This window comes from Synechococcus sp. BA-124 BA4, from assembly GCF_034931165.1.
The window spans coordinates 1-20,400 of record NZ_JAYGIA010000014.1; the positions used below are offsets into that span (position 1 = coordinate 1).

Genomic DNA, 20,400 nt, shown 5'->3' on the forward strand with positions numbered 1-20,400 from the left:
CTGGAACGGTCGCGGCCGGTGCTCGGCCAGCATCACCTGCGACGGACCATGCGCCTGGCCAACCAGGAGGGCGCCTTCCGCTGCCGCCGCGGACCCCGCCCTGGCGAGGCCACGGGACGGCCGGTGCTGATCGTCGACGACATCCTGACCAGCGGAGCCACAGGGTGCAGCGCCGCCCTGGCCCTGGAAACGGTCGGCTGGCCGGTGGTGGGCATGGTCTGCCTGGCCCGCACCCACCCGGGCCGATCCCGCAGCGGGCCGTGATCTAAGATCACATCGTCGCTTCTGCGACGGGCCGGGATAGCTCAGTTGGTAGAGCAGGCGACTGAAAATCGCCGTGTCCCCAGTTCAAATCTGGGTCCTGGCATTGCGTGCGGACTGTGCTGCAGACCATCACCATGCCCCAGCCGCCTTCAGCCTCCAGCCAGATCTTCAACAACGCCGACAGCTTCGCCCAGGCCTTCGATGAAGCCTGGCAGGCCCACAGCCAGCGGGATCCGTCCCACGGTCTGTCGGCCGCGGAAAAGCTTGAGGCCATTCTCGGCACCGTGGCCGACCACCCCTTCGCCCAGGACGATCCAGCCACGGCCCGCCAGGTGGGGGCCTTCCGGATCCGCCTGCTGGACCTCTAGGTTTCGCCCCATGAGCAGCTCCCTTGCCCGCCTCATCCAGCAGCTGAGCGCTGGCTTCAGCAACCAGGCCCAGGCCTTCGACAATCCACCCCTCTACGCCCACATCCTGGTGAAGTTCCGGCCGCTGCCCCAGCTGGCCCCGGGCTCTTTGCTGCTTGAACAGACCTACGCCATCACCCCAGGCGCCCCCTACCGGATCCGGGTGCTCCGGGCCGAACAGCGCGACGGCCAGATGATCATCCACAACCAGGCCCTGCGCGACGAGCAGCGTTTCTGGGGCGCCATCGAAGACGAAGGACGACGCCAGTCGATCGAGGCCGCTGATCTGCTTCCCCTTGAAGGCTGCACCTACGTGGTGAAGGAGGTGGGCGAAGGCTTCACCGGCGAGGTGGAACCCGGTTGTCGCTGCCTCGTGGAGCGCAAGGGCAGCATGGCCTACCTGGTGAGCAGCTTCGAGATCGACCCCCGTGGCATGCGCACCATCGACCGGGGCCACGATCCGGCCACCCATGAGCAGCTGTGGGGATCGTTGGCCGGTCCGTTTGAATTCGAGCGCACCCACGACTACCAGGGCGACATCCCCCCCTCCTGGTTGGAGAACTGACGGCCCTGGCCAGGGAGACGTCCCGGGGCCCGCTCAGCCGGCGATCAGTTCGTCCATGAAGGGCTGCTCTTCCTCGTCGAGGAAAGGGTCAGTGTCCTCGGGGCCCAGATCGAAGCTTGCCTCCTCGCTCAAGGAGCCCGGCAGCTCCTGCTGCAGCGCCGGCGGCTGCACCGCCTGCAGATGGCGGGACCCCCCGCTGCGATCCAGCCCCCGAAGCGCCGCTTCGATCCTGGCCAGTCGCTCTTCGGTGTCACCCAGCCGCTGATCCATGGCCACACCATGGGCCGCCTCCAGGCCGGCGGCCTGCTGCAACCGTTCGCCGATCCGCTCGTCCTGGCCCTCCAGCCGTTCCTCAAGCTCCAGCAGGCGGTAGGTGAGCGCTTCGGCAACCTGGGAGAGGACCTGCAGCTGGTCGGCCAACCGCAGGGAGGCGTCCTCGGACAGGGGCACAACAGCAGTCATGACGGCACCGGGATGATGGCCGGATGGTATCGGTGTGGTGCCAGTCCGCCAGGGGCATGCCTGCGCACTTTGACGGGAAGGGGCCATGGGCCTGGAGCCACGCTGTAATGTTGCTGGTATGATTCCGGCAACAGTTTTTGGGAGAGCCACAAGCTCTAAATCAGTTCCACATCGTTGTCTGTGGAAGGAGCATCTCAGTCTGGCGAGTTTCGCGGCAGTAGCCAAACTCCTAGACCCACTAGTAGAGCTCCATAGTCCCCGTCCCAGTCTCCCAGCGCCAATGCCCCAGCGGAGGTCTCCTGACGTTTCGCACCCCGCAAGTACGACGGACTGATCAAGCTCAACGCCAAACAACCGTTGGGACGCAGACCTCAGAAGAAGGCCAACATCCTCGATTGCCCCACGGCCCTCCAACGGGAAGGTCAAGAAGCCAAAATAATTTGCTGCATCGACAGCGGCAGCCGAGGATCAGACCAGCCTGAGGATTCACAGGAAAGCTGACCCAACGGCCCGAGACAGACGAATCAACCGTGCTCGCCAGGGGCTCCTGAGGATGAACGGCATGGACAACATGGACGATTCTCTCGCGGTGGAGCTGGTCAAAGATGGACTCGTTGCGGCACCGCCCACCTCACGAAATCCGGCATTTCCAGGGGCAGGGCCAGGACCAAGGGATGTATTCATGGCCCACGGCATTCTCGCCGACAGTCAGAAGATTCGCTCTGAAGGCCAACCTTGGCCGCCCCCTTGGGCCTGATCCGATGGCCTGGATCTGGCTCTACCACCCTCAAGACTGGACCTGCAAACCAACCGCTGCTGGCGTAGGGGGTAAAGCAACTGCGGCCAAGGGGTTGAACAGGGAATGACCGTTTGTTAAGCCCCCCCATCCTGTGCGGGGGGGGGGAGGCAACAATGGTGTGGTCTTCGGGATAGAGCCCGGTCCCAGCCAGGTTCTTACCGATTGACCGAAGAAGCTCCAAGACCTTCTAGGCATGCCCTGTCAGGTCTGAGCCTTCGACCCCTTACCCCACCCAACTCCCGACTTCGAACGTCGAGAACCGGAGCAAATTCAATGTTCGACGCCTTCACTAAAGTCGTTGCCCAAGCGGATGCCCGCGGCGAATTCCTCAACGCCGGTCAGATCGACGCCTTGGCGTCAGTCGTCGCTGACAGCAACAAGCGCATGGACGCGGTCAACCGGATCACATCCAACGCGTCCAAGATCGTTGCCAATGCGGCCCGTGATCTCTTCGCTCAGCAACCTTCGCTAATCGCCCCAGGCGGCAACGCTTACACCAGCCGCCGCATGGCAGCGTGCCTGCGCGACATGGAGATCATCCTCCGCTACATCACTTACTCCGTCTTCAACGGAGACGCATCCGTTCTTGAAGATCGGTGCCTCAATGGCCTGCGGGAAACCTATCAAGCCCTTGGCACACCTGGAGCATCTGTGGCTGAAGGCGTGCGGAAAATGAAGGATGCTGCCATTGCCATCGCGAACGATCGCAGCGGCATCACCTCCGGAGACTGCTCTGCACTGATATCTGAAATCGGCACCTACTTTGATCGCGCCGCAGCCTCGGTAGCCTAAAACTCTCTCATTTTTCTTACACCCTTCCTTCCACCCAACCTGGATCTCATGAAGACCCCGCTCACCGAGGCCGTATCAGCAGCCGATTCTCAAGGACGATTCCTCAGCAACACGGAAATCAATGCGGCCTTCGGGCGATTCACCCGGGCCAAAGCTGCCTTGGAAGCGGCCAAAGGCTTGACGGCCAAAGCCGATTCCTTGGTGAACGGCGCCGCCCAGGCCGTCTACAGCAAGTTCCCCTACACAACCCAGATGCAGGGGGCGACCTATGCTGCCGACCAACGAGGCAAAGACAAGTGTGCCCGTGACATCGGGTACTATCTGCGCATGGTAACCTACTGTCTCGTGGCTGGTGGAACTGGTCCGATGGACGAGTATCTGATCGCGGGGATTGACGAAATCAACCGGACGTTTGAACTGTCCCCATCCTGGTACGTTGAAGCTCTTGGCTACATCAAGGCCAACCACGGCTTGAGTGGCGAACAGGCAACCGAGGCCAACAACTACATTGACTACGCCATCAACGCTCTGATCTGAGGTATCACTTCCGCCCTCCGCATCACTGACGGCCGTAGCACATGGCAACAGCCCGAATCAGGGGCTCCTCTGGGAGCCCCTTTTTGCTGTCATGATCGTCACCCTGCAGGGCAGGAGGTCAGTTCGGGCTGGATGCGGGTGCATCAATGCAAGTTGCCTGCAGGCGAGAATACCTGCCCATGAAGTTTTCTGTAAGTCGCCCAATTAAATGGCTGTGGCGCAGGAGGGGTGATGGACAATAGCTCAAAGCTCACATGGATTTAATGGTATTGCCCCTGCTTCAGATCAGCCCCCTCACCATGAATGCCAGAGTCAACAGCTTCGCAGTAGACAGCGAGGGGTGCAGCCGAACGTCCAGAGTCACCAAGCGCTCGGGTGACCAGCGGGATCTCGACATCCAGATTGATCAGGCCTACCGACAGATCTTTTTCCATGCCTTCAAGGTCGACCGGGATCCGATGCTGGAATCACAGCTACGTGCTGGGCAGATTACAATCCGGGACTTTGTTCGTGGCCTACTGCTCTCTGGTAAATTTCGAAGTGACTTTTACCGCTGCAACAGCAATTACCGAATCGTCGAGCAGCTTATCGGCAGGGTGCTGGGGAGGCCCGTCAATGGCGAAAGGGAGAAGATCGCCTACTCCATCCTGATCGCTCAGCAGGGTCTGCCTGCCTTGGTGGATATCCTTCTGGATTCCGAGGAGTATCTGCAGGCCTTCGGCTACGACACGGTGCCCTTTCAGCGCTCCCGTGTGCTTCCCGGCAAGTCCGTGGGGACGATGCCGTTCAACCAGCAGGCCCCCCGATACAGCACCTACTGGCGGGATATCACCGCCATGAGGGCACCCGCGAAAGCGGACATGTGGCAAAACGCCATGATCGCCCCACGACCCGCCTGGCTGGTGAACGCACCGGCTCCCTGGGCTCGCAAGCTCTGGCAGAACACCGTGACGGCCGGTGGCTTCGCGCTAACAGGCTTGGTGATCTGGATCGCCATCATCATGCTCAGCACAGCTGGCGGAGGCTGATTACTCTCCCTGGAAAGGCTTCCGATGACCGGGGGTTCATGGCGATAAAGGGAGCAGCCAGTCCAAGGTGCGGCCTATAAAGAAGCGCCAGGTGAAACTTATACAGTGGCCGAACCAACGGAGAGCAACATGGAAAACTCCTTTCAACAGCTCCTTTCCTTGCTGAAATCTTGCCAAGGGCAAGAAAATGTCTTGGTTGACAATTCCCAACCAGATCTTCGCCTGAATCTTGACCATGCAACGATTGATCTGTGGAACGCCTCATACGACCAAGCAGATGACACTCAAGCCAACCTTCTATTGGCGACGACAAGTTCCAGTGATCCCATAGAGGCAACGTCGTTGACCTGGGTGGTGGGTTCAGCGATACGGCACGTCTTAGTCAGTAGTCAGGAAGAGCTCCTTCAGCTCCTGAAATCCCTAGGGTTGGAGGCCTCATTGGCAGAGGCCGTCATCCATCATTGCCCAGGCATTGCCGGTGAAGCCATCTGGGCCTTGTACTACGAAAGACATGGGCATCTGGTAGCGTCCCCAGTACTCTCATCGGGGTTGGGTAAAGAGGTGTTGGCCAGCCTCTCTGCCGATCCATCTGAATGATCATCTGCTGAGTTTGGAACAAATGGATACGCATCTGCAACACATGATCGCCAAGGCACGGATTCTTGGCCTGGCCTTTGACACCACCCTACCCATCCACCTCCGTTCCATCATCCAGAGCGCTGATAACGAAGGCAGGCCCTTGAGTGAAACGGAACTCCAGACCATCTGCCAGTTTTCTTCCATTGATTCGGAACCCCTGTTTTCAATTCAGGAGCAAGCCTCAACCCTGGTGACAGCCGTCAAGCAAAAAATGCTGTTGGAGGATCCTCAGCTAGTCAAGCCAGGTGGTGCCTTGTATCCAGAAAGCCGCGCCGAGGCCTGCTGGCGCGACTGCTGGCATTTCCTTCGCATCGCTGTTTACGCCGCAGCAGCAGACCGAACGGTATTCACCCACCCCCCTGGTGTGGTTGGTATGGCAGAGCTGTACAGAGAATTGGCCGTTCCCATCGACAGCATGGCCCGAGCCTTGAGCTATCTACGCGAAACAGCAGTTGCTCTCTATTCATCGATAGGTGGAGGAAAGGATGTGTGGCGGCTTGACGCCTCCATGCGTCATCTAGAAGTCATGATGAATCAGTTTTCCAACAAGACAGCCATGGCAGAGGGACCTGCCCCATGATGTTTTGTTTCTGCAAGGTCAAGCACTGCTATCGGAGCGGTACCCGGTGATTTTCGGCAAGGTATCTTGGATGGGCAGACAGTTCCTTTCCCTTATCGGACCTGAGACCCCGTGCAAACCAGCCCTGCACTTGCGACCTGGGTGCCACCAGAATCCCTCACACCCTCAGGCCATCCCATCGGCCCTGCCTGCGACGCCCGTGGCGCTGATTGGGCTGGGCTCCATCTTGGCGATTCCGATCTCTCAGAAGCACGCCTTTGCCGAGTGGATCTGAGAGGAGCCGATTTGAGTGATTGCCAACTCGATGGTACCGATCTTCGCCTGGCGCGTTACGACAGTGCGACCAGATGGCCGGAAGATTTCGACTTCCGCAGCTCAGGGGCCGTGGGACCTCATGCAAGGTTAAGTGGCAGTTTCCTCAATAGTGCCGATCTCGCAGGCATGGACTTAAGTGGGGCCATATTGATGGGTGCCTATCTCAGCGGGGCTGATCTCAGTGGTGCGTGCCTCAGAGGCGCGCGATTGGCAGGAGCTGATCTACGACATGCTGTGCTGCGGAGCGCCCTCTGCGAAGGAGTAAGGTTCTCTGGTTGCCAACTGGATTTCGCAGATTTTCGCTCGGCTGTCCTGGTCGATGCAGATCTCTCCACGGCTGAATCCATCCGTGGTGCAGACTTCACAGGGGCTACCAATCTTGAGCTGATTCGTGAGGCCCTCCTGAGCAGGCCGTTCCGCGAACTTGACTGCTGGAATCCGCTGACACGCCGGGCCACCCGCGACAGCCTGAAGGTCTGAAATTCCTCTCCCGTACCCATGGACCATGACCCCACCACTGAAAGCACCCGGGTTGGGGTGGTGCTGCTGAACCTCGGAGGACCCGAGCGCATCCAGGACGTTGCCCCGTTCCTTTACAACCTGTTCTCCGATCCAGAGATCATCCGGCTACCGATCCCACTGCTGCAGAAACCCCTGGCCTGCCTGATCAGCACGCTACGCAGCGGCAAATCCATAGCCGCCTACCGCTCCATCGGAGGCGGTTCCCCCCTGCGCCGGATCACCGAACAACAGGCCCTTGAGCTGCAGAGTGAGCTCCGGGCCCGTGGGATCCAGGTCACAACCTACGTGGCCATGCGCTACTGGCATCCGTTCACAGAATCGGCCGTGGCGAACCTCAAAGCCGATCAGGTGGAGGAGGTGGTGGTCCTGCCGCTCTACCCTCACTTTTCGATTAGCACCAGCGGATCCAGCTTCCGTGAGCTGCAACGCCTGCGGCAGTCCGACCCGGACTTCGCGAAACTGCCGATCCGATGCATTCGCAGTTACTACAACGATGCCGGCTACGTGGGAGCCATGGCCGAGTTGATCGGCAAGGAAATCCAGGCCTGCCCTGACCCTTCCAGCGCCCAAGTTTTCTTCAGTGCCCACGGCGTTCCCGTGAGTTATGTGGAGGAGGCGGGTGATCCCTACCAGAGGGAAATCGAGGCCTGTGCTCAGCTGATCATGGAAAGGCTGGAGCGCGAGCTGGGCCACCCCAACCCCCACACCCTGGCCTACCAGAGCCGGGTCGGCCCGGTTGAGTGGCTGAGGCCATACACCGACGAGGCCCTGCGAGAGCTAGGCGCAGCCCATGTGGAGAACCTGGTGGTGGTTCCCATCAGCTTTGTGAGCGAACACATCGAGACCCTCGAGGAAATCGACATCGAGTACCGGGAGATTGCCAGCAAAGCCGGAATCAACAACTTTCAGCGCGTCCGGGCTCTCGACACCACCCCGGCTTTCATCCGAGCCCTTGCAGATCTGGTGCAGCGAGCCCTGGCGGGGCCGGAATTGACTCTCGACCAGGCCGCAGCGCTGCCGATCAAGGTGAAGCTCTACCCACAGCGGCAGTGGGACTGGGGATGGAACAGCAACTCCGAGGCCTGGAACGGGCGCCTGGCCATGTTGGGCTTCTCCGCCATCCTGCTGGAGCTGTGGAGCGGCCGGGGACCGCTCCACAGCTTTGGCCTACTGTGAAGAACAGTTACTTCATTTCAACGTATACTACATTTCATCGTTCCTGCTCCCACAGGACAGGAGGGAAACGATGGGCCGCGATGAATCATCCCCCTATGTGATTGAGCTTTGTTAAGCCTTCCACAGGTTCGAGTTCCCGGCATTTCAAAATGGCTCGGTTTCTACAGGCCTCCTTTCTCATGTCCTTTGGCCCCGCCTCGCTCCTGGGTGTAGAGAGATTTGACAGCCAACCTCCTCTAGAGCTGTTTCCTGGAGATTCAAGCGAGAAGAAAGATCAACTGATTGTCGCCGTCTACCGCCAGGTGCTTGGCAACGCCTATGTGATGGAGAGTGAGCGCCAGTTGGTCGCTGAATCCCAGTTCAAACTTGGAGAGCTCAGCCTTCGTGAGTTCATCCGCAGCATTGCCAAAAGCGATCTTTACCGAAGCCGCTTTTTCGATTCCTGCCCGCGCTACCGCTACATCGAACTTACCTTCCGGCACCTGCTCGGACGGGCTCCATCATCCTTCGATGAGATGCGTGCCCACGCCGAGAATCTGGACAGCAAGGGCTATGAAGCCGATATCGACAGCTTCATCGATTCGGAGGATTATCAGGACACATTTGGTGAATGGACAGTCCCCTATCACAGAGGCTGGAAAACGGAAAGTTGCAAGACCCTGCAGGAGTTCACCTGGAGCTTCCAGCTCCTACGAGGGGCCAGCAGCAGCAGCCTCAAAGGCAATCTCTCAGGCAAGTCTGCACGACTGGGGGGCAATGCCTATCTGAACCGGGCCATTCCCGTAGTGCCACCCTCTTCCATCGAAGCCCAGGGATGGAGCTTCCGGCCATCGGCCAATCTGCAGGACGCCCAGACTCGACTGGGCGTAGGCGCCGGGGAGGAAGGTCGCATCTTCCGAGTCGAGGTAACCTCCTATCGCGCCAATACGATTCGGCCCATTTCTCGATACAAGAAGTCGAATCGTACGTATTTTGTACCCTTCAACAAGCTGTCGGATATTTACAAGCAAATTCACCGCGAGGGCGGGGTCATCGCCAGCATAACTCCTAACTAGCCAACTCAGAACGAAGAAATCACAGCAGCATCCTTCAGCCTTCCCTTACCAACTCCCACCATGACTTCCCAGTCTGCAGCCCTGAGCTTCGGAGCAACGCCCCTTCTCGATGAGCCTATTTCGTACAAGCCCGGCGCCGATGAAACCAGCCTCAATCTCACAATCAGCGCTTGCTACCGGCATGTTTTCGGCAACACCATGCCCATGGAGAGCGAGCGTTTGGGCTCAGCCGAATCCCGGCTTCGCAACGGCTCGATCTCCGTTCGCGAATTCGTTCGACTGCTGGCAAAATCCCCTTTCTATCGTTCACGTTTCTACGAAGTCGTCGCCCCTCACCGGAGCGTAGAACTCGCGATCAAACACATCCTGGGTCGCCCGCCCGTGGACGAAGCGGAGGTCAGCACCCATGTGGCGATGATCGCCAGCGAGGGATTTGAAGCGGACATCGACGCTCTGATCGATTCCGATGAGTACACAAATTCGTTTGGCGAGCACACAGCCCCCCATATCTGCGCTTGGAACAGCCCTGCCGGAGCACCCCAAGCCTCCTTCAACCGAATTGCCGCCCTTGAGCAGAATTTCGCGGGCAGTGACAGCGCAATCGGCTCCCGGAGCCAGTTGCTCTACAGCCTCGCCAAGAGTCAACCCCTGAACATCCGTGTTCCGGTTCAGGTTTACCGGTCCCAAGCCGGAACTGGGGCTGCGTTCTCCGGAGCAAAACAAGGAGCATTTGTCCCTGTCCGACGAACCACCAGCGATGGTGGAGATTCCTCCCGTCTCCGTGGAGACCTCTATGTGGGATTCGGGCTTGGCCAGCGCAGTCAGGAAGTGTTCCAGCGCAGTCCTGGAGACACGGCCGATCAGCTTCAGGCTCTGATCCGTGCCGCCTACCGGCAGGTGATGGGCAATCCCCACCTGATGGAAAGCGAGCGGGTGCTCACTTCGGAAAGCAAGTTCATCGAGGGCTACCTGAGCACGCGCGAGTTCATCAGGGCGATCGCCTGCTCCCCGGAATACCGCCGCCGCTTCTTTGAAAGCAACGCGCCCTACCGCTTCGTGGAGCTCAACTTCAAGCACCTGCTCGGCCGCGCCCCCAACTCCCAAGCGGAAGTGAGTGAGCACATCCGCCGTTTGGCCGTGGACGGGTATGAAGCTGAAGTCAGCAGCTACGTCGATAGCACCGAATATCAGACATTCTTCGGTGAAGACGCGGTGCCCTTCCCCCGTATCCAGACGGAGAATGGGCGCGATCAGATCGGCTTCAACCGCCACCTCTCTCTGGTTCAGGGCTATTCGAGCAGCGACAGCATTCAAGCTTCTTCGACCCTGGTGAATTCACTGGCTGCCAAAGCGCTACCTGCCGGCTGGAGCACCACAACCGTGCGCATCAATCGCTCGAGCGTCTTCAGTGGTTCGGTCGATCCCACCACCAAGCGCTACAGGATCGTTGTCAATGCCCAACCGGCCGGCGGGCGTCAGCGCACGCCCAATGCCAGTTATCTGGTCTCCGGTAAAGACATGACCACTCAGCTCGGCTACATCCATCGACGCGGCGGCCGGATCGTCTCGATTACCGAAGTGGCCTGAGATCCTCGGCACACCCGACGCGCCGCCTCCAACCCATTTCTTTTTCTCCCGTCTTCAACACAATTTTCTTTCGCCATGCCAGAGACTGCCACCCAGAAAACCAGCTCAGTCCAAGACTTTGCCCACGTACAGTCAGTACTCCGATCGGCATACCACCAGGTCTTCGGCAATGCCCATCTGATGGAAGAAGAGCGAGTTGCCACTGCAGAGAGCCTCTTTCTCCAGGGCGACTTCACTGTCCAGGGTCTGGTCTCGGCCCTTGCTTGTTCTGATACCTATCGTCGACTCTTTCTGGACAAGAATGGACCCTATCGTTTCGTTGAGCTTAACTTCAAGCATCTTCTCGGACGCGCTCCGAGGGATCAAGCGGAAGTCAGCGAACATGTCCAGCGGCTAGCGGCCGAAGGCTATGAGGCAGAAATTTCCAGTTACGTCTACTCCCCAGAGTATGTGGAGGCCTTTGGCTTCGACACGGTTCCCCACTGGCGCACCACCACAACCCTGACTGGCGAGAGCAACCTCAACTATGTGCGTTCCCTCAAGCTGCAGGGTGGCCGTGCATCCTTTGATGGAACCTCCGCCCCCAAGCTTCAAGTCAGCCTTGCCACCGGAGAGGCCCCTCGCGTCATCAGCCGAGGAGGCCGGGGCGGTAGCTCCAGCCGTAACGACCGTCGCTATCGCATCTCCTGGACCACCGCCTCTCCGACCGGTTTGAACCGACGTGCCGCGCAGGTCTCCACCGTGCCGTACAGCAGCCTGACGGCGACCCTGCAAAGCCTCCAACGCAGGGGAGCCGCGATACTTTCCGTTACAAATAGCTGATCACGCTGACCCCTCTCGATAAGATGGTGACTGGCTGTTTAGGGGTTACAACATCCCGTTTCGACGCCGGTCAGCATCCCTACTCTTTTCCCCGTCATTCCCTTCTTGTGGTCATGGAGCAACAGGTGAGCCGCCAACAAGCCCCCGCCCAGCGATACGCCTCGCACCAGGGCTCTGCCATTGACATGATGATCCATAGTCTCGTGACCATGGTTCAGGCCGGACGTACCAATCCAGCAAAAACGGATGGAGCCAGATTGTTCTTTCATGATCATTGATCATTTTGTTGAGCGGTCCCAAGGGAGTTGGCGATCCATGCGATCAGCCCATTCCCTTGCCTTTCGACAGTTTGAGGAGGTTTTGAGCGATATAAAAATCAAACTCCTATCGGCAGAAGATACTGCAGTTTTAAAATATCTTTCGGATCTATCGATTCCCTCAACCAGTATAACATCTCCATTCCAGATGACCTGGGAAGCGGATTCCGACTGGGAGCCGGAAGATCCGTCTGCCGTCAGCTCAGGAAGTTGCATGCTCATTCCAGTGCCCCTCACGGAGCGTGAGGGGAAGCTGCTCCGCAGTGTGGGCTATGCGGAAGCTGAGCCAGCCACATCAACCTATCAGTTTCTTGACGACGATACCTTCATCCTCCACACCAGCTACGGCCAATCCATTGCCGAAGAACGCATTTGGTTTGTCTCCGACCACGTCCGCTGTCGCTCCTCCGTTCTTCGTACGTCGGCTGGTTCCGGAGTCCTCCAAACATCGTTTGCCTCCGAAGTCCGAAGGATGCCAGCGGAGTGATGAATACCAGCAGAGTTCTGCACTTTGTGCATACACTTTCAGGACACTATAGCAATCACGATCAGGCTCAATTAGAGCCTTCCAGCTTTTCTCATATCCATATTTTTTTTCGTCCTCTCCCATGGAACGCTTTTCAGGGTCCCTGGTTTTACTCTGAGCAGAGCTACGACTACGATCCTTGGCGCCCCTATCGCCAAGGTATGCATCATTTGGTCGTTTTTGATGACCATATCTTGATGGAAAATTATGGCCTGCGGAGAGGATTACGTTGTGCTGGTGGAGGTTCGAGGCCTGAGTTGCTGAGCGGATTGGACAGGGAAGATCTGCTGGCTCGCCCAGGTTGCGCGATGGTATTCCGTGCGAAGAACAACGGCAGCTATGGCGGTGAGGTTGAGACTGGATGCCGCTGTCTGATTCCTCGAGACGGCCAGATGACCTACCTCGTCAGTGAAGTGGAGTTTGATGAGCATCACTGGACAAGCCGGGATCGTGGATTCGATCCCACCACCCATGCCCATCGCTGGGGCTCAGAGCATGGTCCGCTTCGCTTCACGCGCCTGGAACGGTACGGTGATCACCTCAATGCCGAATGGTTACGGAATGATTTGGCATGAGCAAGTTAAGTCCCAATAAACAACTTCAATCCTGGATTCGTACTCATCATCTCATCTGCCAGGGGACGGACTTTATCTTTGAAACTGTTGATCAGATGTTGATTGAACGTTTCGAATCATGTCTGAATGAGCTGGGTGGAAAGGTTCTTTCAGTCAAGGACGTCGGCCATTGGCCCATGGGTCCTCGCCGATCGTTCAAAATTCTCCGTGCTGTTGCGAGAGTTCCGCGACCGATGTGCAATGAAACCGTAAGCTATTGGGCTATCTATGGAAGCTCACAGACTCGCTATTCAGAGATCAGTACATAAGGACACTACCATGCTTCGTTTACACTCTACAAACAGGTCTGGATCGCTTGTGGAGAGAATCGCTGCCTTCTCGCCTGCATCAAGGACTGTACCTTCTTGGAGCAAGGTCTGATACGCCATCAGGGCCGCATATCTGCATTCCCAATTGGATTCCACTTCTGCCGCCATCAAGGTGTGCAGAAGTGGACGGAGCCTGGAGGGATTCACGCGCATCAGTGCAAGGATTCCAGCAGGACGGGACTTCAGAAACTGGGGCCTGCGATTGTGGATAGCAGATTCACACAGGTCTTCAACCTTAGTGTGCGCATCTCCCCAACTTCCAATCTGCCCAAACAAACGCAAGAAGAAGTAGTGAGCTCCGTAATCATTGTGAGCTTCCTCCAGCCATCGCTGTTCCAACAGTGGCCAGAGTTCAGGGACGACACCGGACGCAAGCGTTTGTAAGGCGAGATAGCAGCGACTGAAATCGGTACCGAAGAGCTCATCAATCAAAAAGGAGTTTTCGGGAATTTCCTCATAGCGATGCACCAGCGATACCGAATCAGGATGATCCCAGAGCAACCTGTCGATGGTTTCCAGGAGCGACAGATCATGGCAATGGGGCTCCGCTCCAGGCCACAGAAGCCGCAGGGCCCGCAGCCGGAACACCGGAGAGACCGGCGCTTCGAGGACGTGGCCGAGCAAGGGCACTGCCTCGGCATTGATGACATCCTGGATGGCCGACTGGCGATCCATCTGGTTCGGAAGGAACAGAAGCTCGGCCAGCTCGCTGATGCGCACGTTCTCCCCGTTCAAGGTGGCAACCGCCGCCAGGGCTGCTCCACGCACTCCAGGACTCTCATTATCCTGGAGTGCTGCGATCGCTGGCAGTGCGTTCTTCACCCCCAAGCCAGCCAGACTCTGGGCCAGAACCCGTCGGTTCTGATCAGGGTCTGCCAGCAAGGTGATCATCCGATTCTGGATGGCAGGATCCTGGCAACCAAGTTGCTGCAACGCCCAAGCCGCATTCTCAACGAGATAGGGATCCTTGCTGAAGAGGCAAACACCGATGGGGGCCAAGGCAGCGGTGCATCCAAGACGAGCCAGGACTTCCACAGCCTTTCGTTTGGCCAGACGCGTTGGCTGACTCTCGTCGTTCTCTTCGAGAAGATTCAGCAGGGCCTGCTCGGATCGCTCGCCCGGAAAATTAATCAAATGGGATGTTGCCATATAACGGTCGCTGCCAGACTCGAGCTGCTCAACGGGCAAGGCAAGGATACGCAAGGCCTCGTCCTGACTGAGGCCAGGATGAAGGTTGTCGAAGCGGTTGGCATTCGCCACGTTTTTCAGCATCGGCTCACGTCCCCCATCCTCCCATTCACAGTCTCCCATTCCTCGGTTCGACCCAGGCAAACCAATGATCTTATGTAGGATCGTTGCAAACTTGGCAGAGTTCAGTCAAGTTCGGCAGCATGCTGCCGTAAGAGAAGCTCGAAAAACCATGGGACCCGGTCTCTCCGACGCACTCGCCGTCAGTGTGTTTTCTTCAGGAATGCCCCAGCAGAGATCCACCAGAGTGCTCAGGGTTCCCGTGCGCAAGTTGAGCGCCATGATGAGCTGCTTGCATCAGCAGGGAGCCGTCGTCACCCATGTAGGGATGAGCACTGGGCAAGAGAACCCATCCGGATCCGTGGGATCTGACATGGCTCCAGCCAAGGCATCCGTTAAACGGAATAGCAGGAAAAAGCAAAATGGCCCATCCTGATTGTCGCTGCAGGCTTCACAAGGGATTCAGCCTCACCTCGAAAACCCCATCAGTTGGTCGGCCCGCCTTGAGAGCCTGCCAGTTGATGGCTTCGAGAAAACCCTCAGGGTCTGATGTCTCCACCACATCGACGCCCCAGAAGCCCTGTTCCAGTGGGGATCCAGGCCCAGGACGTGTGTCCTTCCTGCCACCGAGGGCCAGCAGCGCATGGCCAACGTCGTGACCCTTTTCATGACGCAGTCTGACCCAGGCCTCAAGAAGATCGCTGGCCAGGACGGGAGCATCGACAGCGCCTTCAATCCTGATCAACCAGTGGGGATGGGACAGGACTTCGGCCCTGATGGCGCTCCCACAGAGACGCAACAACCCAGCAGCGAGTTCCTGCCCCTCCCAGGGCGGAACGTTTCCCCCCTGGACCTGCAGATTGTGCGACAACAGGAAGGTGGTCATGGAACCTGGTGAAACCAGATCATGTTACGGGCGGCTTCCGCAAGTCTTTGCAAGACGGACTTGAGGGGAGAATGGGCGATGCCTTGCCCCGTAGCCTTGAGCAGCGAGCCCAGCGGCACTGCACCCCCATCGGCGACCAGTCTCACTGAGGCGGAAGCTAGCCTTCTGGCCGCCGAGCTGAAGCAGCAGCTTCGTTCCGGTGTGCGCCCCGAAGGAGATCAGGTCATGATCGAAAAGATGGTGGCTGGGCTTGGGGATCCTCGAGGCCTGATGCGGTTGACGTTCGCCGAAAGTCTTGGGGTGATCGGGACCGCAGCCGTTCCGGCCCTCTGCCACGCCCTGGGCACCCACGACAATGTGACCGTTCGGCGAGCAGCCGCAAAAACGCTGACGCTGATCGCATCTCCCGACGCTCTGCCTCACCTTCTAAAGGCACTCCTGAACGATGGTGACCCGGTGGTTCAGGGATCGGTGGTGGGTGCGATGGCAGCCACGGGGGAGCCTGCCGTGGAGGCTCTCATCGGCGTGCTTTCCAGCAGTGAAAGCAGTGCCATGCATCTGGGCCTGGCCAGTTGGGGGCTCTCCTTCGTTGGCGCCCAGGCTCCCGCTGCTTTGCGCAGAGCCGCTCGCTCGTCCCACAACGAGGTGAGAACAGCGGCCATTGCCGCGCTCGGCGAACAGATTCAAAGCCTCGACGACCAGGAAGCCAGGGGCCTTGTCATCGAGGCCCTTGGCGATTCCGCCCCCTTGGTGCGGGCGGAAGCCGCCACCCTGCTGGGAAAGCTTCACGATCCAATCTGGGCCTCACCCCTGCTGCAGCCTCTGCTTTGCGACAGCTCGGCTCAGGTGAGAAAGAACACAGCCCTTTCGCTCATGAAACTCAAAGCCGTTGACGCCATTGCGGCACTGGAATCCGCCGAGAGCTTAGAAACGAACCCGGAGGTGAAGCCGGTGCTTCAACTCTCCATCCGACAATTGCACAAGCATCAAGAGGATGACCTCGAAGGCTGACGCGCCCGCAGATCCTCCACCCTTACCAGCGCAGAATCCACGGATTCACGCACATAAGTATCGGTAGCTTCCGAGGTTGCAAGACTGACCAGACAGCCGGTGACATCCGGATGGTCGATGCTGGCCAGGGCATTGACTGCCGCCACCGCCTGGGCCTCGTTACGGCCTCGGCAGACCTGGATCAGCAGCGGCAGTGCCTGCTCCCCCACCTGGCCGAGGGCCATCACCGCTGCGATGCCAACCACCGGGGAGTCGTCCTGCAGGGCGGTCTCGAGGGCGGCCATGGCCTCGGAGGGGAAGACGATGCCGGGGACATTGGAGGCGATCTGGGCATAGGCCTTCACGCAGCTAGCCCGCACAGTGCAATCCGAGCTGGTGTGAAATTTCTCTGCAAGCGGAAGCATGGCCCGTTCCGCAAAGGCGCCGAGCGCTCGTACCGCAGCCCGCCTGCGGACCACATCCTCGTGATCCAGCAACAGCAGCAGCCGCGGCAGAGCGGGCTCGGCATGGTGGCGAACCATGGCCAGGAATGCCTCGGTCTGCACGTAGGGGTTCGGATGCCCAAGATCCTCAAACAGCTGATCAAGGGAGGGGGTGCTGGCGGCTTGGAGCATCGAGACGGGGGGCCTTGAGGGGAAGAAATTCGGCAAAAACGAAAAAAGGGGAGGCCGAAGCCCCCCCACTTTGGGATCAGAACCGCCTCAGGAAAGCGAGTTGATCGCGTAATCGAGGTAGCTCTTGAACTCGTTGAGCGCCTGAGGGCTCATGTCGCGAGGGGAGCAGGCCCGGTCGCGAGTGTAGGTGAGCGCTTCCACGTAGGCTGCGGTGGGCAGGTTGAGGGTGCGGTAGACCTCACGGGCGCCGGCAATGCCCCACTCGTCGAGGGGACCGGTGCCACCCACAACGAGGCAGTAGTTGATCAGGCGCAGGTAGTGGCCCAGGTCGCGGTAGCACTTGTCGACTTTGGTCTGGGTGCTGCCAGCTTCGCCTTGCTGCTTGAGATAGGGATACTTCTTGAAGCAGGCATCGCCGGCTTCACGCATCACTTTTTCCCATCCGTTCGCCAGCTTCTCAGCGGCCTCGAGGCGAGCAGCGGCCCGCTGGATGTTGCCCTGAACGGCTTCAAGGTCGTTCTGGCTGGGGAAGCGACCGGCGGCATCAGCGGCGGTCACAACGGTGGTGACGACAGATTTCATCGAGTGATTCCTTTAATGGAAGAGTATGTAAGCGGAATAGTCAGGTAAACGCCTCAGCGGCTCAGGCGAGGGCGCTGGCCACACGATCAAAGTAGGAAGCGGCTTCGGCCACCAGAGCGGAGCAATCGCCCTGGACAGTTTCCATCTTGCGGAAACGGGTTTCGTCGGGATTGGTACCGGTGGTGTTGGTCTCGTTGATGTGGGCGGTGGAGGAGGCCTTCATGATTCCGACAGCGCGCGCAGCGGACTGCAGGGGGACACCCAGGGCGATGTAGGTCTCCTTGAGGCCGTTCAGGCAGCGGTCGTCGAGCACGGAGGAATCCCCGGCCAGCAGGGCATAGCTGATGTAGCGCAGAACGATCTCGCCATCGCGCAGGCAAGCGGCCATGCGGCGGTTGGGATAGCAGTTGCCACCAGCCTGGATCAGGCCGGTGTTCTCGCAGATCATGCCGGTGACAGCATCCGAGACGATGCAGGAAGCGTTGGAGGTGATGGCATTGACGGCATCAAGGCGCTTGTTCCCTTCGGCCACATAGGTGCGAAGGGCGGCCATTTCGCCACTGCCGATGGCAGCATTTTTGGAGTCAGCGCTTACGACGGCGCGGGAAAAGGCGTCGAGCATGGTGGGGGAAGTTCGGGCTAGGGACTTAGCAGGAAGGGCTTCGACCACTTACTGAAGGCAAGCAGAGACGGATTGCGTTGACCAATCAACCGGAGGTCGCTGGTAATGCTTCACCGCGAGTGCCGAAGCCCCATGAAATTACCTGCCGTGGCCAGCAATCCCCCCCTACGCAGCGTGTCACGCAAGATTTCGTGATCCAAGCTTCGCCTGCCGAGGCCAGGGGCCGCGACAGACGGCCCAGAAATCCAGTCCTCTACAGGCTTTCCAGATGCACGCACTAGCGGAAACCGGCAGGACGGCCCTTCAGCGGCCGCGCCTGTTTGGCTTTTCTTCATGGTCTTGCCTGGTTCTTGCCTGGCCTCGCTGGGCCCTGGCTGGGCGGGTCAGGTGGGGGCAGCGGTCGGCTTCTTACGATGCCCGCACGGTCTTTCTCCTCCATGTCCGACCCCACCCTTCAGGAACTTCTCGAGTCGATCGAGGTCCTCACCGCCTACAAAGAGCGATTGATCGCCGATGTGTCGGCCATGGGCCAGCGCCTCAAGCTCCCGCAGAAAAAGGTGGACGCGACCCTCGCCTCCCATGCCGAACTGCAGCGCATCGAGGCGATCCTCGACCAGCTGATCAGCCAGAGGGACGCCACCTCCTCCACCTGATCGGCACAGCCAGGCCATCCCCTCGGGAGTCCTTTTCTTTACGGCCCGCAACCTGGCCTCCGTATTCAGGCTGCGCCTCTCGTAGGTTCGGGATCTCCTGGGAGACTCCCCTCCATGCCCGTCGCCCTTGCTTCCCAACTCCGTGAGGGAACGAAGAAAGCCCACACGATGGCCGAGAACACCGGTTTCGTGAGCTGTTTCCTCAAGGGAGTCGTCGACAAGGCCAGCTACCGCACCCTGGTGGCCGACCTGTGGTTCGTCTACAGCGCCATGGAGGAGGAGATCGGCAAGCTGACCGACCACCCGGTCGTCGGCCCGATCGCCTCACCGGCCCTGAACCGCCGTGAGTCCCTGGAGCAGGATCTGGCCTTTTACTTCGGTGGCGACTGGCGGCAGCAGATCCGCGCCACCCCCGGCGCCCAGGAGTACGTGGCCCGCCTGCACCGGGTGGCCCGGGAATGCCCCGAACTGCTCGTCGGTCACCACTACACCCGCTACATCGGCGACCTCTCCGGTGGCCAGATCCTCAAGAACATCGCCCAGAAGGCGATGAACCTGGGTGAGCACGATGGCCTGCGCTTCTACGAATTCGACGCCATCGACGACGAGAAGGCCTTCAAGGCCACCTATCGCCTCACCCTCGACAGCCTGCCCATCGACCAGGCCATGGCCGACCGGATCGTGGCCGAGGCCAACGAGGCCTTCCACTGCAACATGAAGATGTTCCAGGAGCTGGAAGGCAACCTGGTGGCCGCGATCGGCAAGGTGCTGTTCGGCTTCCTCACCCGCCGCAGCCGCGCCGGCAGCACCGAGGCCGTCGTCGCCTGACTCGATGGCTTGCTCCGCACCGTTGACCATGAAGGACTTCCTGGCCGCCAGTGCCGGGACCTGGTTGACCCGGCGTGCCGTCCACCACCTGGATCACCAGGAGGATGAAGCGGGAGATTCGAATCTCACCATCGAACCGTTCAACGCCAGCGATGAGGCGGTTCAACGGGTCTGCGACAGTCTTGGCGTATCCGCTTCGCAGGGCTGCGGCGGAGCTCGCTTCTACTGGGAGAGCAACCTGAAGGAAAGCCTCCGAAGTGACGAACAGGCCGCCGTTCTGGTGGATGTGGCGGAGGGTACAGACCCTCGCCGTGGCTTTCTCCTGCGCGACAAGGGCTACATCGAGAAGCAACCGGTGATCAGCACCTACTCCTTCGCCGATGACGGCCTTCTGACGATCACCACCCGTTACGACACCAGCATCGGCATCGAACGTTGCTGGTTCGTCACCGAGAGTGTGCGGATCCGTGTCAGCAGTGTGCAGTATCTCGATGGCGTCAGCATGGCCACGTTCTGCACCGAGCTGCGTTGCCCTTCGGCCAGCGACCTGGCGGCGATGCTGGGCGAGGCTCAACGGCGTTTCCCCCTCCCTTCCCTTCCGCTGAACACACCGGGCTGAG

25 protein-coding genes and 1 tRNA gene are annotated in these 20,400 nt (G+C 59.3%); 20 read left to right on the forward strand and 6 right to left on the reverse strand.

The window, feature by feature from the left end:
- The 4 genes from VB734_RS02410 to VB734_RS02425 all read left to right on the forward strand — a co-directional run.
- A partial coding sequence (locus VB734_RS02410) for a ComF family protein (RefSeq protein ID WP_323242890.1) occupies positions 1 to 264 on the forward strand: 264 nt, incomplete at its 5' end.
- Positions 265 to 294: 30 nt separating this feature from the next.
- A tRNA-Phe gene (locus tag VB734_RS02415) sits at positions 295 to 367 on the forward strand.
- A 31-nt stretch (positions 368 to 398) separates the two neighbouring features.
- A complete protein-coding gene (locus VB734_RS02420) occupies positions 399 to 632 on the forward strand; it encodes a hypothetical protein (RefSeq protein WP_323242891.1) in 234 nt (77 codons plus the stop codon).
- A gap of 10 nt (positions 633 to 642) precedes the next feature.
- On the forward strand, positions 643 to 1,236 hold the full coding sequence (locus VB734_RS02425) for a chromophore lyase CpcT/CpeT (protein ID WP_323242892.1): 594 nt from the start codon (positions 643 to 645) through the stop codon (positions 1,234 to 1,236).
- Positions 1,237 to 1,269: 33 nt separating this feature from the next.
- Here the strand turns inward: VB734_RS02425 and VB734_RS02430 are convergent, their stop codons facing one another.
- Positions 1,270 to 1,698 (reverse strand): hypothetical protein, encoded by a 429-nt coding sequence (locus VB734_RS02430; RefSeq protein ID WP_323242893.1) that lies wholly within the window; start codon positions 1,696 to 1,698, stop codon positions 1,270 to 1,272.
- Between the two features lie 1,072 nt (positions 1,699 to 2,770).
- Between VB734_RS02430 and VB734_RS02435 the strand changes: the two genes are divergently transcribed.
- The 12 genes from VB734_RS02435 (at position 2,771) to VB734_RS02490 (ending at position 12,968) form a co-directional block, all read left to right on the forward strand.
- A complete protein-coding gene (locus tag VB734_RS02435) occupies positions 2,771 to 3,289 on the forward strand; it encodes a phycocyanin subunit beta (RefSeq protein ID WP_323204994.1) in 519 nt (172 codons plus the stop codon).
- Between the two features lie 48 nt (positions 3,290 to 3,337).
- Positions 3,338 to 3,826 (forward strand): phycocyanin subunit alpha, encoded by a 489-nt coding sequence (cpcA, locus tag VB734_RS02440; protein WP_323204993.1) that lies wholly within the window; start codon positions 3,338 to 3,340, stop codon positions 3,824 to 3,826.
- A gap of 263 nt (positions 3,827 to 4,089) precedes the next feature.
- Positions 4,090 to 4,854 carry a phycobilisome rod-core linker polypeptide gene (locus tag VB734_RS02445; protein WP_323242894.1) on the forward strand — a complete coding sequence of 255 codons (765 nt, stop codon included), beginning with the start codon at positions 4,090 to 4,092 and terminating at the stop codon, positions 4,852 to 4,854.
- Between the two features lie 129 nt (positions 4,855 to 4,983).
- Positions 4,984 to 5,451 carry a hypothetical protein gene (locus tag VB734_RS02450; protein ID WP_323242895.1) on the forward strand — a complete coding sequence of 156 codons (468 nt, stop codon included), beginning with the start codon at positions 4,984 to 4,986 and terminating at the stop codon, positions 5,449 to 5,451.
- A 22-nt stretch (positions 5,452 to 5,473) separates the two neighbouring features.
- Positions 5,474 to 6,073, forward strand: coding sequence for a phycobilisome polypeptide (locus tag VB734_RS02455; RefSeq protein ID WP_323242896.1), 600 nt, complete (start codon positions 5,474 to 5,476; stop codon positions 6,071 to 6,073).
- Between the two features lie 141 nt (positions 6,074 to 6,214).
- Complete coding sequence (locus tag VB734_RS02460) at positions 6,215 to 6,868, forward strand: pentapeptide repeat-containing protein (RefSeq protein WP_323242914.1); 654 nt, start codon at positions 6,215 to 6,217, stop codon at positions 6,866 to 6,868.
- An 18-nt stretch (positions 6,869 to 6,886) separates the two neighbouring features.
- On the forward strand, positions 6,887 to 8,086 hold the full coding sequence (gene hemH, locus VB734_RS02465) for a ferrochelatase (protein WP_323242897.1): 1,200 nt from the start codon (positions 6,887 to 6,889) through the stop codon (positions 8,084 to 8,086).
- 179 nt (positions 8,087 to 8,265) lie between these two features.
- Entirely contained in the window at positions 8,266 to 9,141 is an 876-nt protein-coding gene (locus tag VB734_RS02470; protein ID WP_323242898.1) for a phycobilisome linker polypeptide, read from the forward strand.
- 60 nt (positions 9,142 to 9,201) lie between these two features.
- Positions 9,202 to 10,728, forward strand: coding sequence for a phycobilisome rod-core linker polypeptide (locus VB734_RS02475; RefSeq protein ID WP_323242899.1), 1,527 nt, complete (start codon positions 9,202 to 9,204; stop codon positions 10,726 to 10,728).
- A gap of 75 nt (positions 10,729 to 10,803) precedes the next feature.
- Complete coding sequence (locus VB734_RS02480) at positions 10,804 to 11,550, forward strand: phycobilisome rod-core linker polypeptide (RefSeq protein ID WP_323204986.1); 747 nt, start codon at positions 10,804 to 10,806, stop codon at positions 11,548 to 11,550.
- A 267-nt stretch (positions 11,551 to 11,817) separates the two neighbouring features.
- Entirely contained in the window at positions 11,818 to 12,354 is a 537-nt protein-coding gene (locus VB734_RS02485; protein ID WP_323204985.1) for a phycobiliprotein lyase, read from the forward strand.
- A complete protein-coding gene (locus VB734_RS02490) occupies positions 12,354 to 12,968 on the forward strand; it encodes a chromophore lyase CpcT/CpeT (protein WP_323242900.1) in 615 nt (204 codons plus the stop codon). The genes VB734_RS02485 and VB734_RS02490 overlap by 1 nt, the downstream gene beginning before the upstream one ends.
- A 290-nt stretch (positions 12,969 to 13,258) precedes the next feature.
- On the opposite strand, the gene VB734_RS02495 is transcribed toward VB734_RS02490, so the two are convergent.
- Positions 13,259 to 14,608: a HEAT repeat domain-containing protein gene (locus VB734_RS02495; protein ID WP_323242901.1), complete on the reverse strand. Its 1,350-nt coding sequence runs from the start codon at positions 14,606 to 14,608 to the stop codon at positions 13,259 to 13,261.
- Positions 14,609 to 15,035: 427 nt separating this feature from the next.
- Complete coding sequence (locus tag VB734_RS02500) at positions 15,036 to 15,470, reverse strand: DUF2656 family protein (protein ID WP_323242902.1); 435 nt, start codon at positions 15,468 to 15,470, stop codon at positions 15,036 to 15,038.
- 96 nt (positions 15,471 to 15,566) lie between these two features.
- Here VB734_RS02500 and VB734_RS02505 point away from each other — a divergent pair, with 96 nt between their 5' ends.
- Positions 15,567 to 16,481: a HEAT repeat domain-containing protein gene (locus tag VB734_RS02505; protein WP_323242903.1), complete on the forward strand. Its 915-nt coding sequence runs from the start codon at positions 15,567 to 15,569 to the stop codon at positions 16,479 to 16,481.
- On the opposite strand, the gene VB734_RS02510 is transcribed toward VB734_RS02505, so the two are convergent.
- The 3 genes from VB734_RS02510 to cpeB all read right to left on the reverse strand — a co-directional run bounded on the left by VB734_RS02510 (position 16,457) and on the right by cpeB (position 18,299).
- On the reverse strand, positions 16,457 to 17,095 hold the full coding sequence (locus tag VB734_RS02510) for a HEAT repeat domain-containing protein (RefSeq protein WP_323242904.1): 639 nt from the start codon (positions 17,093 to 17,095) through the stop codon (positions 16,457 to 16,459). The genes VB734_RS02505 and VB734_RS02510 overlap by 25 nt on opposite strands.
- An 87-nt stretch (positions 17,096 to 17,182) precedes the next feature.
- Complete coding sequence (cpeA, locus tag VB734_RS02515) at positions 17,183 to 17,677, reverse strand: class 1 C-phycoerythrin subunit alpha (protein WP_323204979.1); 495 nt, start codon at positions 17,675 to 17,677, stop codon at positions 17,183 to 17,185.
- Between the two features lie 61 nt (positions 17,678 to 17,738).
- Complete coding sequence (gene cpeB / locus VB734_RS02520; protein ID WP_323204978.1) at positions 17,739 to 18,299, reverse strand: class 1 C-phycoerythrin subunit beta; 561 nt, start codon at positions 18,297 to 18,299, stop codon at positions 17,739 to 17,741.
- 437 nt (positions 18,300 to 18,736) lie between these two features.
- On the opposite strand from cpeB, the gene VB734_RS02525 reads away from it, so the two are divergent.
- From VB734_RS02525 to VB734_RS02535, 3 genes are all read left to right on the forward strand, one after another.
- Positions 18,737 to 18,952 (forward strand): hypothetical protein, encoded by a 216-nt coding sequence (locus VB734_RS02525; RefSeq protein WP_323204977.1) that lies wholly within the window; start codon positions 18,737 to 18,739, stop codon positions 18,950 to 18,952.
- 114 nt (positions 18,953 to 19,066) lie between these two features.
- Positions 19,067 to 19,780, forward strand: coding sequence for a heme oxygenase (biliverdin-producing) (locus VB734_RS02530; protein WP_323242905.1), 714 nt, complete (start codon positions 19,067 to 19,069; stop codon positions 19,778 to 19,780).
- Between the two features lie 28 nt (positions 19,781 to 19,808).
- Complete coding sequence (locus VB734_RS02535; protein WP_323204975.1) at positions 19,809 to 20,399, forward strand: phycobiliprotein lyase; 591 nt, start codon at positions 19,809 to 19,811, stop codon at positions 20,397 to 20,399.
- The last annotated feature ends 1 nt before the right edge of the window (position 20,400 follow it).

Excerpts from the sequence above, each read along its gene's own strand:
- VB734_RS02420 (WP_323242891.1), top strand. The coding sequence starts at position 399 with ATGCCCCAGCCGCCTTCAGCCTCCAGCCAGATCTTCAACAACGCCGAC.
- VB734_RS02425 (WP_323242892.1), top strand. The coding sequence starts at position 643 with ATGAGCAGCTCCCTTGCCCGCCTCATCCAGCAGCTGAGCGCTGGCTTC.
- VB734_RS02430 (WP_323242893.1), bottom strand. The coding sequence starts at position 1,698 with ATGACTGCTGTTGTGCCCCTGTCCGAGGACGCCTCCCTGCGGTTGGCC.
- VB734_RS02435 (WP_323204994.1), top strand. The coding sequence starts at position 2,771 with ATGTTCGACGCCTTCACTAAAGTCGTTGCCCAAGCGGATGCCCGCGGC.
- cpcA (WP_323204993.1), top strand. The coding sequence starts at position 3,338 with ATGAAGACCCCGCTCACCGAGGCCGTATCAGCAGCCGATTCTCAAGGA.
- VB734_RS02445 (WP_323242894.1), top strand. The coding sequence starts at position 4,090 with ATGGTATTGCCCCTGCTTCAGATCAGCCCCCTCACCATGAATGCCAGA.
- VB734_RS02450 (WP_323242895.1), top strand. The coding sequence starts at position 4,984 with ATGGAAAACTCCTTTCAACAGCTCCTTTCCTTGCTGAAATCTTGCCAA.
- VB734_RS02455 (WP_323242896.1), top strand. The coding sequence starts at position 5,474 with ATGGATACGCATCTGCAACACATGATCGCCAAGGCACGGATTCTTGGC.
- hemH (WP_323242897.1), top strand. The coding sequence starts at position 6,887 with ATGGACCATGACCCCACCACTGAAAGCACCCGGGTTGGGGTGGTGCTG.
- VB734_RS02470 (WP_323242898.1), top strand. The coding sequence starts at position 8,266 with ATGTCCTTTGGCCCCGCCTCGCTCCTGGGTGTAGAGAGATTTGACAGC.
- VB734_RS02475 (WP_323242899.1), top strand. The coding sequence starts at position 9,202 with ATGACTTCCCAGTCTGCAGCCCTGAGCTTCGGAGCAACGCCCCTTCTC.
- VB734_RS02480 (WP_323204986.1), top strand. The coding sequence starts at position 10,804 with ATGCCAGAGACTGCCACCCAGAAAACCAGCTCAGTCCAAGACTTTGCC.
- VB734_RS02485 (WP_323204985.1), top strand. The coding sequence starts at position 11,818 with ATGATCATTGATCATTTTGTTGAGCGGTCCCAAGGGAGTTGGCGATCC.
- VB734_RS02490 (WP_323242900.1), top strand. The coding sequence starts at position 12,354 with ATGAATACCAGCAGAGTTCTGCACTTTGTGCATACACTTTCAGGACAC.
- VB734_RS02495 (WP_323242901.1), bottom strand. The coding sequence starts at position 14,608 with ATGCTGAAAAACGTGGCGAATGCCAACCGCTTCGACAACCTTCATCCT.
- VB734_RS02500 (WP_323242902.1), bottom strand. The coding sequence starts at position 15,470 with ATGACCACCTTCCTGTTGTCGCACAATCTGCAGGTCCAGGGGGGAAAC.
- VB734_RS02510 (WP_323242904.1), bottom strand. The coding sequence starts at position 17,095 with ATGCTCCAAGCCGCCAGCACCCCCTCCCTTGATCAGCTGTTTGAGGAT.
- cpeA (WP_323204979.1), bottom strand. The coding sequence starts at position 17,677 with ATGAAATCTGTCGTCACCACCGTTGTGACCGCCGCTGATGCCGCCGGT.
- cpeB (WP_323204978.1), bottom strand. The coding sequence starts at position 18,299 with ATGCTCGACGCCTTTTCCCGCGCCGTCGTAAGCGCTGACTCCAAAAAT.
- VB734_RS02525 (WP_323204977.1), top strand. The coding sequence starts at position 18,737 with ATGTCCGACCCCACCCTTCAGGAACTTCTCGAGTCGATCGAGGTCCTC.
- VB734_RS02530 (WP_323242905.1), top strand. The coding sequence starts at position 19,067 with ATGCCCGTCGCCCTTGCTTCCCAACTCCGTGAGGGAACGAAGAAAGCC.
- VB734_RS02535 (WP_323204975.1), top strand. The coding sequence starts at position 19,809 with ATGAAGGACTTCCTGGCCGCCAGTGCCGGGACCTGGTTGACCCGGCGT.